This is a genomic window from Flavobacterium sp. LB2P53 (assembly GCF_003970305.1).
Lineage (GTDB): Bacteria > Bacteroidota > Bacteroidia > Flavobacteriales > Flavobacteriaceae > Flavobacterium.
This window is the reverse complement of the sequence record NZ_RYDG01000005.1, coordinates 39,968-56,320: the sequence shown is the minus strand read 5'-3', so window position 1 is coordinate 56,320 and position 16,353 is coordinate 39,968. Positions and strand designations below refer to the sequence as shown.

General features: G+C 35.3%; 14 protein-coding genes. 3 read left to right on the top strand and 11 right to left on the bottom strand.

The window, feature by feature from the left end; genetic code table 11:
* Positions 1-233 precede the first annotated feature (233 nt).
* A complete protein-coding gene (locus tag EKL95_RS07800) occupies positions 234-1,283 on the bottom strand; it encodes an outer membrane beta-barrel protein (RefSeq protein ID WP_126563915.1) in 1,050 nt (349 codons plus the stop codon).
* 605 nt (positions 1,284-1,888) lie between these two features.
* Here EKL95_RS07800 and EKL95_RS07795 point away from each other — a divergent pair.
* Both EKL95_RS07795 and EKL95_RS07790 read left to right on the top strand, forming a co-directional pair.
* Positions 1,889-2,197: a hypothetical protein gene (locus EKL95_RS07795; RefSeq protein ID WP_126563914.1), complete on the top strand. Its 309-nt coding sequence runs from the start codon at positions 1,889-1,891 to the stop codon at positions 2,195-2,197.
* Positions 2,198-2,393: 196 nt separating this feature from the next.
* Positions 2,394-2,873 (top strand): hypothetical protein, encoded by a 480-nt coding sequence (locus tag EKL95_RS07790; protein ID WP_126563913.1) that lies wholly within the window; start codon positions 2,394-2,396, stop codon positions 2,871-2,873.
* 94 nt (positions 2,874-2,967) lie between these two features.
* On the opposite strand, the gene EKL95_RS07785 is transcribed toward EKL95_RS07790, so the two are convergent.
* The 10 genes from EKL95_RS07785 to EKL95_RS07740 form a co-directional block, all read right to left on the bottom strand.
* Complete coding sequence (locus tag EKL95_RS07785) at positions 2,968-3,804, bottom strand: hypothetical protein (RefSeq protein WP_126515547.1); 837 nt, start codon at positions 3,802-3,804, stop codon at positions 2,968-2,970.
* A 164-nt stretch (positions 3,805-3,968) separates the two neighbouring features.
* The gene (locus tag EKL95_RS07780; RefSeq protein ID WP_126563912.1) at positions 3,969-5,321 is read right to left on the bottom strand and encodes an NAD-dependent succinate-semialdehyde dehydrogenase; all 1,353 of its coding nucleotides are present in this window, start codon (positions 5,319-5,321) and stop codon (positions 3,969-3,971) included.
* Positions 5,322-5,417: 96 nt separating this feature from the next.
* Entirely contained in the window at positions 5,418-6,068 is a 651-nt protein-coding gene (locus tag EKL95_RS07775) for a GNAT family N-acetyltransferase (protein WP_126563911.1), read from the bottom strand.
* Between the two features lie 77 nt (positions 6,069-6,145).
* Complete coding sequence (locus EKL95_RS07770; protein WP_126563910.1) at positions 6,146-7,567, bottom strand: aldehyde dehydrogenase family protein; 1,422 nt, start codon at positions 7,565-7,567, stop codon at positions 6,146-6,148.
* Positions 7,564-8,865, bottom strand: a complete 1,302-nt coding sequence (locus EKL95_RS07765; RefSeq protein ID WP_126563909.1) for an aspartate aminotransferase family protein — start codon at positions 8,863-8,865, stop codon at positions 7,564-7,566. Before EKL95_RS07765 ends, EKL95_RS07770 begins: the two co-directional genes overlap by 4 nt.
* Complete coding sequence (locus tag EKL95_RS07760) at positions 8,862-9,347, bottom strand: Lrp/AsnC family transcriptional regulator (RefSeq protein WP_126563908.1); 486 nt, start codon at positions 9,345-9,347, stop codon at positions 8,862-8,864. The genes EKL95_RS07765 and EKL95_RS07760 overlap by 4 nt, the downstream gene beginning before the upstream one ends.
* 66 nt (positions 9,348-9,413) lie before the next feature.
* Positions 9,414-10,994: an amidohydrolase gene (locus EKL95_RS07755; protein ID WP_126563907.1), complete on the bottom strand. Its 1,581-nt coding sequence runs from the start codon at positions 10,992-10,994 to the stop codon at positions 9,414-9,416.
* A 70-nt stretch (positions 10,995-11,064) separates the two neighbouring features.
* A complete protein-coding gene (locus EKL95_RS07750; RefSeq protein ID WP_126563906.1) occupies positions 11,065-12,411 on the bottom strand; it encodes an aspartate aminotransferase family protein in 1,347 nt (448 codons plus the stop codon).
* Between the two features lie 85 nt (positions 12,412-12,496).
* A complete protein-coding gene (locus EKL95_RS07745) occupies positions 12,497-13,144 on the bottom strand; it encodes a GNAT family N-acetyltransferase (protein WP_126563905.1) in 648 nt (215 codons plus the stop codon).
* 11 nt (positions 13,145-13,155) lie between these two features.
* The gene (locus EKL95_RS07740; RefSeq protein WP_126563904.1) at positions 13,156-14,676 is read right to left on the bottom strand and encodes a Na+/H+ antiporter NhaC family protein; all 1,521 of its coding nucleotides are present in this window, start codon (positions 14,674-14,676) and stop codon (positions 13,156-13,158) included.
* Between the two features lie 207 nt (positions 14,677-14,883).
* Here EKL95_RS07740 and mmsA point away from each other — a divergent pair, with 207 nt between their 5' ends.
* Complete coding sequence (gene mmsA, locus EKL95_RS07735; RefSeq protein ID WP_126563903.1) at positions 14,884-16,341, top strand: CoA-acylating methylmalonate-semialdehyde dehydrogenase; 1,458 nt, start codon at positions 14,884-14,886, stop codon at positions 16,339-16,341.
* The last annotated feature ends 12 nt before the right edge of the window (positions 16,342-16,353 follow it).

Here is a 16,353-nt window from a genome sequence, read left to right as displayed (position 1 = left end):
AACAAAGCTTCTCGATATCCTTCGCACTTGAAGTGACGTGTATCGAGAACTGTTTTTAATACTAATTTTCTAGTTCTTGATATAATCCCGCCCAAAAGCGGAATCACTCGAACTGACGAAAATTTCCATCAAAAACTAATTACACCCAACGGGTACTTTAGGAAATTTTAAACAAAAAAACTGCCAAAATACAAAAGAGTATCCTGGCAGCAAAAAAAATATTGTTTTAAATACTAGAATGAATAGGTTGTAGCGAGCAGTGCAAATGCGGTCAAGACTTTTGGAGCAGCATCATTATTTGAAAAAATAGCTTCAGAGGCGGAGTCAAGTCTGAATTCCGGAATGATAGTCAAGTTACCAACCTTGTAGTTTAATGACAATGTATTCCCTATAACACTAGTTCCAGCAAGCAATCCCAGCGCAGGAGCTGCCTCTTTTGCATCTAAATATTCCAATCTGTATGTCAGACTTAGAGATTCTTTTATAGCAACATTTGCATAGCCTACTAATGCAAACCACTCTCCATCCAATGAACTGTCAAAGTCGTTATCAGTCATTGCATACGTACCATTAAACCCTAAGGAAAATGCGTCACTAAGTTTCTTTGTTCCAACGAAATCAAACTGCGTCTTATTTTCATCAGAAGCTGGATTACTACTACCAGATGTTACATTAAAAAAGGCGCTACCTGTGTCGCCCAGAAACGCAAGTTGCCCTATAAACGTTTTTTGAGTTGAGCCTGCATCAATAGTAGATTTAAAATCTGTAGGATTAGTAACTCCCGCCATAAAACTGAATTTTCCAGTAGTATATTGTGCTTTTACCCCTGTATTAAAAAAGGGTCCGTAAGTAAAGGCATAGGACATACTGTAGTTTTTATTATCAACAGCATCCAATAATTCATATCCCAGATGAGTTCCAAAACTACCAGCAGTAACTTTGAACTTATCTGAAAATTCATATGTGAAATTTAATTGCTTAATCATAAAAGTTGCATTGGTATCATTATAAGTAAACTGAGCGGCTCTGTTACCAAAACCTAAATCTACAAAAACAGAACCTTTACCCCTTTTATGTGATGCTTCAATAGAAACCATTCCTAGTTCAAACGAGTTATGAGAATTAGTAAAACTTGTCAAACTGTTGTCTATTCCGGAAAAATCATATTTGTAATATGCATCTGCAGATCCCGCAAAAGTTGTTCCTGGAACCGCAGAGCTTTCTTGTGCAAATATAAAAGTTGTGGTTAGCAATACTGCTAAAATAGTTACTGTTTTTTTCATCTTTAAGGTGTTTTAATTAATAATACAGCTTGGTAATTATTTGGTTTTGGTTACTATTTAAAAAAATCAGAACTAAAATAATTGCTAAAAACATTATTTTATGCTGCTTTTGGTGTGAATTTTTCCCTAATCCTAAAGCGAATTTATTAACTTTTACTCCACTTAAATTACTATTTCCCACTTTTTTATCTTGTTTAGAAAAGAATTATCAATAACGAAAAATCAATAAAAAAAAATCATTATTCCATATTTTTACGAAAGTATTTTAAAAATTCAATAATTAAATTTTACAACACACTCCACTTTTTTTTGATTAAAATAAATTTAAAGTGCAAAAAATATAATATTATCAATAAATAAACACTGTAAATAACAACAACCCCTATAAAAAAGACAGTTAAAAAAAATTAAATATTTTATACAAAATTTAAATAATTTTGTTTTTTATAGTTCTGCGTTGTGTAACACAAAAAATTATCCTTTTTTTTTAAGTCTAAGAAACGAGTTCTAATGAGAATTAAACAGTAACAAAAACCGTTTTTTCTATTTTTTCTTTTATGAAAATTTTAATGGTAACTCCCATTCAATTGTATTAAATTTATACCATGATTCGTAGCCTAATTAAATTAAATCTTCAAGTCCTTTTTGTTGCTTTTTCCGTTACATGGATTAATGAGGCAGTTGCTGTTCTTGTCAATGATAGGAAATACGAAGTGTACGAAGTGTTTGAAAATAATACGGAAGAAAGCAATTTCGAGAATAAACTAAAAACGCTTTTCATAGGTACCGTAGCCCTCCCAAATGCATTAGCATACGATTCCATTGTTCCAAACAGAATAAACGCTTTGGATTTATTCAAAGCAAAAGAGTCGCATTTAAAAAATTCAACTCCACCTCCGGAGGGCATCGCTTGATTTTATTATATGTTTCCTAATACACCAAAAGGAGCTATACCCATATAAAGCCATTACACACTTGAGATATGATTTACTATCGATAGCAATGAACTGTACTCTAGTATTTTTTTATTAGCTGAAAGTAAAGCGCTGTAATTAAATTAAAGAAGTTGGCAAAACAGCAAAAGCAAACAATCCCTTAATATCTGAACACATGAAAAATCTATTTATATTATTCACAATTTTATTCAATGTTGCATTAGTTGCACAAACTCACGAAATCATTACGCATGACAACAAAAAAATGGATGTAAACTTCATCAAAATGGAGAATAATCTGGTTTATTTTGCAGTACCAGGCAGTAGTGAAGAAAAAAAAATCAGCCAATATGCCGTTGCTCAATTAAATGAAAAATCAGCTGCCGATTCAAAACTAGTTTCGGAAAAAATCAATGTCCTTGCAAAATCAGATTATAAAAAAGTAATCGTCTTAAAAGACTTTCAGACAATTGGTCTAAAAAAATCCGGGGTCATCACTAGTTTTTATGGAAAAGCAAAAGGAGAAACTAATACCTCCTTTATACATGGAGGAGAAAAGCGATTAAAAGAGAATGCTGCTCGCAAAGGATATCCATTTATTGTTATTCTATCCAATACACCTAACGATATAAAAGCAATTACTTATACGTATTAAGGAATCGTTTTTAAAAAGAAAATTTATACCATGCAAAAAAGCTGTAGTCCAAATTTTAGATAACAGCTTTTTTTAAATACACTCAATTCATTTTTTAATATGAAAAAGTAACTCCTGCTACTAAAAATTGCTTTCCAAATGGTTCTAAATTAGCTTTGTTTGATGCAGCATTATAGGTATAATTTAACCAAATAGGCATTGTTACGCTTTCACTTAATTTAATATCTTTTGATGCTTTGCACCCCAAGTTTACGAACGAAAGTTTATCATAATCACCAAAGGTATAATAGCCCGCTTTGTTATTAAGAACTGCTCCTACAACAGGAGACAAACTTATGCCCAAAGGAACTTCAAAACTATAGCCCACTTCCATGTAAGTAGTAAAATTTTGTTTGCCTTTTAAATCATTCTCATCTTTATATCTAAAATCATTCCCAGCAACCAAAGTACTCAGAGTAAACCAAATAGGCACTCCTTTTTCAGAAAAATCAAATAAAAACTGTAAATCAATAGATTGTGAACCATCATTTCCAAAATTAAAAAAATCATTAGAAACCCCTTCTTGTTTGTCTGTGGAAGGCCAATAATAATCTTGTAATGAAACGGTTAAATAATCAGTAACTGCGTAATTAATAACAAAATCTAACTCTCGATACCCTTTTGAAGCGCCATTTGCATCATAATATTGTTTTTTGAAATTATGAGTTGCCCACAAACCCAGAGAAAGTTTATCAGTTACATTATAATTTCCATACAACTGAACTACAGGATAATTTCCTCCCCAAGATTGTCCTCTCCAAATGTATCTACTGGCGATATCGAGATTTATATCCCATTTCTTTTCGGTTTTGGTTGTGTCTGAAACTTTTTCTTGAGCAAAAATTAAGGAACTGCTTAGCATTAATGCTAAAAAAACGATTAGATTTTTCATGTTTAAATTGGTTTTCATTATTAATTTGGATGGTTAGGTTAATCTATTTTTTAGGTTCTTAGCCTAAGTTCAAACTTCTTTAATAAAGATGTAAATTAGCATCTGTTATCTTCATGAATTCAATATTCTAATTAATTTCACACATAAAAACAGCTAGCATGTTTTTATTCAATAACTAAGGATTTCATATTCATAAATTCTTTGATTCCAACTTGAGATAATTCTCGCCCATAACCCGACTTTTTGATTCCTCCAAAAGGAACACGAGAATCAGAACGCACTAAAGAATTTACAAAAACATTTCCTGCTTCAATTTTTCTGGCTAGTTTATATGCCTTTTCTCGATCTTCTGTCCAAATTGCAGAAGCCAAGCCATAACGATGATTATTAGCGATAGCAATAGCATCATTTTCATCTTTAGCACGCACAATGGTGGCTAATGGCCCAAAAGTTTCTTCTTGGAAAGCAATATTATTAGAATCTACAAAATCTATTAATGTAGGCTGAAAATTACAATTTTCACGATCTCCTCCTACTATTAATTTCGCACCTTGTTGCAATGCTTTTTCTAATTGATGGCTTAGTTTTTCGGCCAAATCCAAACGAGCTAATGGTCCCATATTAATTCCATCTTGTACAGGATTTCCTTGACTTAAAACGCATACTTTTTGGGCAAAAAGAGCCGCAAATTCATCCGCTACTTTTTCGGTAACGATAAATCGTTTGGCACAAATACAAGCCTGGCCTGCATTGAGCATTCTGGATTGAGTGGCAACAGTCGCCGCTTTTTCAATATCGGCATCATTCAAAACTATGAATGCATCCGAACCTCCCAATTCCATAACCGATTTTTTGATGTATTTCCCGGCTAATGATGCTACCGAAGAACCGGCCATTTCACTTCCTGTCAAGGTAACTCCATGAACAATATCCGAAGCAATTACTGCTTCTACCTGCGGTATATCAATTGTTATTTGTTGGAAAACTCCTTCTGGAAAACCGGCTTCCAAAAAGGCCTTTTCTATAGCTTTGGCACAGCCTATAACATTTGGTGCATGTTTTAAAAGAGTTACATTTCCCGCCATAATTGTAGGAGCAGCATAACGCAACACCTGCCAAAAGGGATAATTCCAAGGCATAATTGCAAAAACGGCTCCCATTGGGTCGTAAACCGACATGCTTGTAAAAGGGGTGTCGTACTTTTCGTCTTTCAGCATTCTCTCAGCATTCTCGGCATAAAAATCGCAATTTCCTGCTGATTTTTCAACTTCAGAAATTCCTTCGGATAAAATTTTACCCATTTCATTAGTAATTAATAAACCCAACTCATCCTTCTTAGCTCTCAAAATGTTAGCCAGTTTTTTCATTTTATCTCCTCTTTCCTGAAAAGACGTATTTCGCCAATTTTTAAAAACTCTTTCTGACATTTCCAATTTCTGATTCAATTGTGCGTTCGTCAACACTTCATGCTCCGTGATGATTTCTCTTGAAAATGGATTTATTGATTTGAATATCATAATTTTTTTGGTTTAAAATTTAATGTTGTACGCTTAAAGTTCCTTGACAGAACTCCATTGTGACTGAACACTGAATACTTCGAACTGACCACTTTTTTAATGGTTTTCACTTAATTTCGTATTTGGATCCAAAGGCCAATACATCAAAACCGAACAATTACCGCTTCTGGGATCATCTAAATAATCGAATAAAGGTTCCACTAAAATAAAACCACATTTAGTTTGAGCGGTAACAGTGGGGTCAATAATTTCTCCTTTAATTAATTTATCACAATATTCAGCAATAGTCATTTGATCTTTAACATTATCAAACCCAATAGGCATTCCTGCGGTCATTTGCCCTTTGGTTCCCAATGCTCTAGCTACCTCCTGACGTGCATTGTAAATTTCTTTACCAATACCTTTCCCTTGATAATCCGGATGAACTGAAACGTCTAATCCGTAAAGCCATTCCGCTTTTGGATCGTGTGTTCCCAACCATAAATTATCCGAAATTTCCAAGAAAGTATGATTTCCTTCGTGGTAATTTTGCAGCAAAGTTGTTGTTGCGGCAATAACTCTATCGCCATCTAAAACAACCATTTGTCCTTCAGGAAAAATCTCCATGTGACGTATGTATTGTGCTTCAGTCATCAACTCTTCTTCAGACAAAGTTGGAAAAACAATTTTTTGAAGTTCAGCTTCTTGTTTGGCATATTCAGGAGTAGCTGTTCGCAAAATGTATTTACCTAAAATTTCTTTTTTCATATATTTATAATTAAATGATTGAAAGATTTAAAATTTGAAAGAGTAATAATATTTATGACTTTCGACTTTAAAAACATCTATGACATATTTCCATAACTGATCAATTTCAATTCCATGTATTCTGTCAACCCTTCAGAACCTGATTCGTGACCGATTCCGCTACTTTTTATTCCTATGAAAGGCAATTCCGTTCCATGCGCCGCCCATTCATTGATTCCTACCATTCCAAATTCTAGGTTTTCCGCATAGAAATTAGCAGTCTTAATATGATTCGTAAACACATAAGAAGCCAAACCGTATTCGGTATCATTCGCCCATTCCAACACTTGTTCTTTAGTATCGAAAGGAATCACAATCATCAATGGTCCAAAAACCTCAGTTTTGATGAATTCTTGAGTTTGTCTGGCTTCAATCAAAGCCGGATGTACAAAAAATCCTTTTTCCGAAATTTCACCACCAATATGAATGGTTGCTCCATCGGCTTTGGCTTTTTCAATCATTGTCACAATATGCTTTTGCTGTGTTTTATTTATTAATGGTCCCACAAAATCAATAGCGCCACCATTAATTCCTGTTTTTAATTTCGAAATATCGTCTTTGACAATCGAAACAAATTGGCTAAAAATATTCGAATGCACATAAAAACGTTGGGGAGCCACACAAACCTGTCCGCAATTTCTTAGTTTCGCAACCAAGGATTGATGTGCAATTGCTTCCACATCTACATCTTTTTCTATAATTACTGGTGCGTTTCCGCCTAATTCAAGCGATAATTTAGTTGCTGTTTTAGAAGCGCCATCCATTAAAATTTTTCCTACTCTAGTGCTTCCAGTAAAACTTATTTTTTTCAATAAAGGATTTTCAATCATCTCTGTTCCTGTCGAAACCGGTTCGGTATTGATTAAGTTGAAAACACCTTTAGGAATTCCTGCTTCGTGTAAAGCTTTTGCCATATTAAAACTAGACAAAGGCGTAAACTCTGACCCTCTCATTACTACGCTACAGCCAGCAGCTAAAGCAGCTGCAACAGCACGAGCTGGATTGTACGCTGGAAAATTCCAAGCAGTAATCACACCAACCACTCCTAAGGATTGATAAATGACCATGGAACGTTTGTCTATTCTGCTGGAAGGAATTACTCGACCATAACTGCGTTTTCCCTCTTCAGCAAACCACTCAAAAAGATTAGCCGAAACCAGCCATTCACCACGAGATTCGAGCATAGGTTTTCCTGTTTCCATTGCTGTTTCCTTGGCGAAAATCTCTACATTTTCCCGCATGTAATTAGCTGCTTTTTTTAAAAATTCAGCTCTAAAATAAGGTGTCGTATTTTTCCATTCTTTAAAAGATGCATCAGCTGCAACAATTGCTTTTTTGCAATCAGCAGCATTTCCAAAAGGAACTTTATCTAAAATTTCTTCGGTTGAAGGACTTTGTACATCCCAGGTTTTGCCATCTATGGCGTCGCACCATTCTCCGTTTATATATTGTTTTCTCATGACAGTATTTCTTTTATTGTTTCTTCTAAAATTGACAAGCCTTTTTCTAAAATTTCATCTTCTATAAATAAAGGACTTAATATTCTGATACAGTTTCCGTAAGCTCCAGAAGTGATTACAATCAATCCTTTCTCTAAACATTTATCCACAATGGCTTTCGTAGAAACACCATCAGACATTCCAGTTGTTGGATTCGAAAATTCGATGGCCAACATTGCTCCTAGGCCACGAACATCAGTAATGTTTTGTGGATACAAAGTCTGCCATTGAATGAATTTTTCTAGCACTAGCTTACCTACTTTTTCACCAGCGGCATTGATATTGTTTTTTTGCATGTAATTGATGCTCGCCAATGACGCGACACAACTCAACGGATTCCCTAAATAGGTTCCTCCAATAAGTCCTGGTTCAACGGCATCCATAATTTCCTGTTTTCCAATAACGGCACCAATAGGCATTCCGCCTCCCATAGATTTTGCCCAAGTTGACAAATCCGGAGTTACACCATAATGCTCATAAGATGCCCATTTTCCGGTACGACCAAAACCAGATTGCACCTCATCAAAAATCAATAAAATGTTGTTCTCAGTGCAGAATTTACGCAAATACTGCACGTATTTTTTAGATGCAACAGTAAAACCACCCTCACCTTGTACTAATTCCAAAATGATTGCAGCGGTTTGACTCACTGAAACGGTTGTTGAAAAAGTTTTATGCAACTTCATAATCATCAAATCATCGAATTCAGCTTTCGACATTCTTTTATTCATCGAAGGTTTGTAATACGGATATTCCAAACGATATACTTCAGGAGCATAAGGTCCCGCTCCTTCTTTATATTTTACATTTGAAGTTAAAGTCATCGCCATCATTGTACGTCCATGAAAAGAACCATCATAACATATAATCCCCGCTTTTCCGGTTACTGCACGAGCAATTTTGATCGCATTTTCTACTGATTCTGCACCGGATAAAGTCAACATTGCTTTTGTAGCTTCCCCGTGTGGCAATATCTCACATAACTTCTCGGTTAAGTCTAAATATTGCTCATAAACAGAAACATTAAATGAGGCATGAATGAATTTTTCGGCTTGTTTTTGAATCGCATCAATAATTTCAGGAACACCGTGACCGGCATTATTTACACCAATTCCTCCTGCGAAATCAATTAATTCTCTACCATCGGCATCAATGATTATGGCACCTTTAGCCGATTGAATGCTCGATGGATTAAAAATTCCTAAAGCGTTTGGAACACTTTTCTTTCTTCTTTCGTATAATTTGTCTGTATTATTCATTTTGCTTGCTTGCTTGATAATTTTGCTAATTCTAAATCGGGTTGCGCGAATTTGTAAATTTTCATATACATATTCGTTTTGGTGTCAAAAACACCTTCCATCGAATGAATTTTATCGCCTAATAATTCATTCAAATGCTCCATATCCCGACACATAATATTAGCTTCAATATCATAGTCCCCTGAAACAGAGGCCAAAAAACTAATCTCAGGCAACTTTCCTAATTCCTCAAAAATGGTTTTCATATATGATTTTGGTTTAACGGAAATCAAAACACTTGCATAAGCATTAAAACCAATTTTGTTAGGATCAACCCTTCCTATAATTTGCAAAGTCCCATCTTCAATCAAGTTAATATAACGGTGTCTAATGGTACTCACTGCCACATTAATTTCTTTAGAAATTTCAGTAAACGACATTCTCCCGTCTTTTTGAAGCAGCTTCAATATTTGGTAATCTAATTCATCATCTAATGCGCTCATCGTTTGTAGTTTTTCCTCACCCCAACTCTCTCCAAAGTAGAGGGAACCGAGTCTGAGAAAGTTGTTTTATATTTTTTTATATTTTAATTCTCCATTTACCCATGTTTCATTGACTTCAACGGTAGAAACATCGTCTAATTTAAACGGGTTTTTATTCAGTATAATAAAATCGGCATATTTCCCTACAGAAAGACTTCCCTTTATATTTTCTAAATGATCCGCAATCGCACTTCCTACCGTATAGGCATGTAATGCTTGCTCAAAAGTTATTTTCTGGCTTTCGCCAATGACAAAGCCATCCATCGCTTTTCGGGTAACCGCCGTTTCCATATTGAGCCAAGGATTTATTTCTTTCACCACAGGACCATCGGTCGATAAGGCCAAGTTAATTCCATTATCTAAAACCGTTTTACACGGATAAACCACATCCAATAATGCATCCGGCAAAGTACTTTTGAAATTATTTGCCAATTCGTAAATGAAGATTGGCTGCATCGCTGCAGTCATTTTCATATTTTTAAAATCTTTTATATTTTCATTTGATAAAAATCCAACATGCTCAATTCGGTGACGTAAACTAGGGTTGATTTTGAATAAATCTCGATACACTTTCAAAGTCAAATCAACCGCCTGATGACCAATGGCATGAGTTGCAACAGAAAATCCTTTATCAACAGCTTCTTTGGCCGTTTCGAAAAACTTGTCATAATCCAATCTCAAAACGCCTTTATATCCTTCGGTATTTTTGTAAGGAACATTCAAGGCAGCTGTAGCAGAACTCAAACCTCCATCAGAGAAAAACTTTACCGTTTTTATTTGCAAGAATTCCGATTCATATAATTCCGGTAAAACCTGAATTTCGTCACTACCATCCGGAATTCTAAGCGGAAAAACGTTCATTCTCACTTTCAACAATCCTTCTTGGTCCAATTTAATGTAAGCCGCCAATAATTCTTCATTTGCAGCCGGATCCGTCGCACTAGTAATTCCTAAACTCAACAAATACTTATGCCCTTCCAGAATCATGTTTTTATATTCGTCGAAAGTAAAGGCTGGAATGTTATTCATGATTAATCCCAAAGCTCTTTCAGTAAAAATACCTTGCAGACTTCCATCTTTATTTTTGCGAATTTCTCCTCCAAAAGGAATTTCCGTAGCTTCATCAACTTCTGAAATTGCCATGGCTATTGAATTGGCAATTCCAATGTGAGCACAAGTTCTAATTATAAAAACAGGTCGGTCAGAAATAATTTCGTCCAAATCTTCTTTGGTCGGTAATCGTTTTTCTTCGAGAATCATTTCATTGATTCCACGAGCCATAATCCATTCGGAACTTGGGTTTTTCTCAGCAAATTCTTTTAACAATCTTTTGAATTCCACTATAGATTTCACAGCCCGAACATCCAACATATACGTTCTAAGATGCCCAATTTTCCAAACATGAATATGCGCATCATTCAATCCCGGAACAATCGTTTGTCCGCTAAAATCAAATTCATTGGAAAAAGAACCAAATTGATTTCGCAATTCAGTTACACTTCCAGTGGCTTCAATATGTCCAAAATTATTAATTACCATGGAATCTGCTTTTGGAAAAGCAGCATCCATTGTAATAATATTGGCATTATATATCAGTTTAAAAGTCATAAAGTCTATTATTATAAAGTCTAATATCGAACTAGTCTTATGACTTTCGACTTTGAGACTTGCGTCTAAATTATTTTCTTTCGTTCAACACTTCTTGGATAGCATTTTCAATTACATCCAATCCTTCGTTCAATTGCTCATCAGTGATTACAATTGGTGGCAAGAAACGAATACAGTTCGTGTACAATCCTGCTCGAATTAATATTAATCCGTTAGCTACTGATTTTTTAATGACGGCCATGGCCATATCCATATCCGGTTCTTTGGTTTTTCTATCTTTTACAAATTCAACTACGAGCATGGCGCCCAAACCACGAACATCTCCGATACAAGGAAATTTTTCTTTCATGACTTCTAATCGCGTTCTGATGATCTCTCCCACATGAACTGATTTTGCCAAAAATTCTGGTGTGTTTATTTGTTTTACCGTTTCAAGAGCAGCAACCACAGCAATTGGACTTCCGGAATACGTTCCTCCCACACCACCTAAATGAGGAGCATCCATCATTTCTGCTTTTCCCGTTACTGCACTGATTGGCAATCCGGAACCTATAGATTTTGCCATTGTCACCATATCAGGAACTACTTCGCTGTGCTCGATAGAAAGGAATTTCCCTGTTCTTCCAGCTCCGGACTGAACCTCATCAGCAATAAAAACAATGCCATGTTCATCACAAACTTTTCTGATCTTTTCTAAGAAACGTTTTGGCACAGGAATAAAACCCCCTTCGCCTTGAACCGGTTCGATAATAATTGCTGCAACCGAAGAGGGATCTACGTGTGAAATTAAATTCTGGTCGAAACGCTCGATGCAAAAATCGATGTATTCTTCTTCAGTGAAGTTATCCGGTTTACGGTACACATTTGGAGAATGAAACCGATAGATATCTTGTGAATAACTACCAAATCCTCTTTTGAACAAAGCATATTTACTGGTCAAACTTAAGGTAAGTAATGTTCTCCCATGATATGCCCCTTCAAAGCAAATAACAGCTGGTCGCTTCGTATAATATCGTGCAATTTGGACTGCATTTTCTACTGCTTCAGATCCTGAACAAGCTAGTAAGGTTTTTTTAGGAAAATCTCCTGGTGTAATTTTATTAAGTAATTCTGCAAATTCTAAATACGGTTCGAATGTAGTGACTAGCGCTCCGGTATGAAGGTATTTATCCATTTGATCTTTTATGGCATCAACAACTGCTTTTGGTCGGTGTCCCAAATTTACCATCCCAATTCCTCCTGCAAAATCTATTAATTGATTTCCATCTACATCCCACACCAAAGCACCTTCCGCTTTTTCAACAACGACCTCAGTAGATTTTCCCAAACCAGCAGGCAAAGCAGCAGTTCTTCTTGCTAACATTTCTCTACTTTTTGGTCCAGGTATTTCTGATACTTTTTTAATTTGAGTTCCCATTTTTTTTAATTTTTAAAGGCAAAAGGCATTCGCCGATAGCCATTCATTCTTATTGATTAGTTTATTTTTGTTTTTTGGCGCAGGCCTAAATACTATAATTTTCGTCTACCGGAAGGTACATTAACATGCTTGCATATCCACAATCCGGATCATTAATATAGTTATACAAAGGTCGTATCCATCTAAATCCCGCTTTCCTTTGAGGGGTGATTGTAGGATCTGTATATTTATTAATTTGCAAAGCCAAACAATAGTCTTCAATAGTCATTTTATCTTTAAATCTTCCGTAACCAATGGTCATTCCGGCAATAATTTGCCCTTTTAACCCAAGGGTTTTACAGATTTCGGTTCGGGCTTTGTACATTTCTGTCGAAAGACCCAAACCTCGATATTCTGGCAAAATCCCCATATCGATTCCGTACAACCAATCGCCACGAGCAATTTGAACATTGGTAATCCATAAATTATCGGTTTCCTCCAGAAAAGTACTGTCATGTTCCGGAAAATCACATCTGAAGGCACTTGCAGAACCTACTAACTTCCCTTCTTTTTCAACTACTAATTGCCCTTCCGGGAAAACCTTAATATGATTTGCAAAATGATTTCTATTCATAATCTCTGATTCATGTAGTGAGGGATAACACTGCAACTGCACATATTCCATATGATCCGCATCAGACGGAACAGCATTCCTGATGAAAAACTGATTGTTTAATATGTTTTTATAAATCATAGGCAAAAAGTTTACATAATAAATCCACAGATAAAATACATCACAGCCGAAACTCCAAATATTATTAATTGATATGGAAATTGTGAAATACCATGTTTCATCATATCTACTTTACAGGATTGTGCGGTAAGAACTCTATTATCCGAGAAGAAACAGGCCGCTGCTCCCCAAACTGTTCCAGATACTAAAGCACCCTGAGAAAGCCAGAAATTAGCGCCTAATGAATGTGACAATAAGGCTGTCGTTGGCACTAAAATAGCGTATATTCCCCAATTAGACCCCGTTGCCCAACAGATCCATGAAACCAAAGCAAAAACAATAAAGGGTAAGGTCGATCTATTTAACCAGCTAATTCCTTGCAAGTGAGACGTTACAAATTCATTAAACCCTAAAGCATTTTGAACATCTTTTAACAAATAAGTAAAAGCTAAAACGGCTAATACAAAAGTGATCGTTTCCAGTCCCATTACAAAATGTCTGGAAATTTTATCAAATTTAATAACTCTAAAAATAAGAAAATAGAGATACGTAAAGACAACCGCAGTAGCAATTCCGCGTAAAGCATCAATACTTCCAAAAATCATATCAGACGAAAAAGTTAAACTTCCCCAATAATCCATATCATAAGGATAAGGGAAAATGGTACACCATACCAAAACAAGTAACGGCATGATAAAATAATATAATTTTCCAGCTTTTTTAGCAGGATTCTTTCTGATTTTTTCCTCTTTAGGTTCTGGAATGACTACTTCAGCCTCGGCATCTCTTATCCCTTTTAAATCTGGAACAACTTTAAATACCACTAAACCTCCCAAAATTAAGGAAATCCAAGCCGAAAAATTATAAGGAATTGTTCCTAAAAATGCTTGAATTGCACTTGGACTCACACTCACATCTCCAATATTTCCTAGGGCCGACAATTGAGTCCCGTAAAAAATAGTCCAGGTAGAAATAGGAAACACTACAGTCAAGGGCACACAAACAAAACTCAGAACCAAAGCTAATTTAGCTCTGGAAGCTCCAAACTTATCTGTTATTGGCCGCATCGTATTTCCCACAGACAAAGCACTTAAATAGTCATCCAAGAAAAAGAAAAAACTTAAAAAATAAGTCATGATTAGTGATTGCTGTTTCGTTTTTACGTGATTTTCAGAATAGGTTGCAACTGCTCTTATTCCGCCAGATGCAACTAATAATTGCACAAAAGCACCATATAAAATACATACCAATATTACCCAAATTAAACCTTGATCATGCGCATCTCTTGATATCGAACTGAACAAACCATCAAACATATTTAAAGGAAAAATCATTCCTTTCCCCTCTGGAAAAAATTCTGTAGATCCTCCTTTTGATGCTAACAAAATAAAACCCAAAGCACATCCGATAATTAATGGCTCCAATGCTTTTCTGGTTATAATAGCAATCCCTAATACAGTAAATGCAGGAACTAAAGCATGCCAATTAATAAAATAACACAAGGCTGACAGGAATAATAAGGCGACTCCAATAATGGTTGAGATTGATTTCATTGATTTTATGGTTTGGTTAATAGAAAATAATATAAATTGGTTAATATTTAAACTCAAACTTGATATTAATAAAAAATCTAATGTTGTAAATAAATTAATTTACATATGTTTATTTTGTAAATCTAACCATAATTTAGATATAATAACAATAAAATTACTAAATTTTTATTTAAAATTGTATATTTGAAAAACTAAAATAAATTAATTATGATATTTAATGAAGTAAAAAACTTTATAAATGGAGCGTTTAAATCAGGAAGATCAGGCAAAATTCATACTGTCATCTCCCCTTTAGATGGTCAAGAATTAACTACTTTCAAAGAATCTACCATGGATGATTTGAATGAAATTATCGCTTTTGCTCAAAAAGCTCAAAAAGCCTGGCAAAAAGTTACCTTAAAAGAAAGAGTCCAGGTTTTCTATAAATACAAACAATTATTAGAAAAAAACATAGAGGAACTGACCGAAATCATTTACCTCGAAAACGGGAAAATTCATGGGGAAGCCAAAGCTGAAATTGATAAAGCCATCGAACTTACAGAATTTGCCTGTGCTTTGCCTCAATTTGTAAATGGAGAAAACATGGAAGTTAGTAAAGGTGTTTATTGCTCCTCAAGCCGAGTTCCTTTGGGGATCGTTGCTTCTATCGTTCCTTTTAATTTCCCAAGCATGGTTCCGCATTGGACTATTGTAAATGCCTTGGCTCTTGGAAATGCTTTTATTTTGAAACCCTCCGAAGCGGTACCAATCAGCAGTCAATATACAGCAAAACTTTTGAAAGAAGCCGGACTTCCTGATGGCTTATTCAATATCATTAATGGTACACAATCTACAGTTGAAAATCTTTGCGACCATCCGGATATTAAAGCCATAACTTTTGTCGGCTCCACGAAAGTAGCAAAAATAGTATATCAAAGAGCAAGTCAAAATTTGAAACAGGTTTTAGCACTTGGCGGAGCAAAAAACCACATCATTTTATTACCGGATGCAAACCCCGAAATGGCTTCCTCTAATATTGTAGCTTCTATGAGCGGTTGTGCCGGGCAGCGTTGTATGGCGGCTGCAACTTTAATCGCTGTTGGAAATTGCGATGTGATACTGGGTAAATTAATTAAAGACGCCAATAAAATTCAATGTGGTACAACATTAGGTGCCGTAATTTCGAAAGCAGCCAAAGAAAGGATTGAGTTATATATCACTGAAGCCGAACAACAAGGTGCCAAAATCGTTTTGGATGGCAGAAATACGATAGTTATGGGAAAAGAAAATGGTTTTTATGTCGGGCCAACGATTATTGACTACGCAACTGCTGATATGAAAATTGCAAAAGAGGAAATATTTGGACCAGTTCTAACCATTGTTCGTGTTAGTACAATTGATGAAGCTTTAGCAATTGAAAATGGCAATCCTTATGGAAATGCGTGTTCCGTATTTACACAAAGTGGCGGTTTAGCAAATTATGTAACCGAAAATGCTTCAGCAGGAATGTGCGGGGTAAATATTGGAGTTCCTGTACCCAGAGAACCTTTTGGTTTTGGTGGATGGAATGAATCGAGATTTGGTTCTGGAGATATTACGGGGAAAAGCGCTATTGGCTTTTTTACAAAAGAAAAGAAAACAACCACCAAATGGAATCCTGAAGCTGGAACCAACTGGATGAGTTAAATAATTATGATC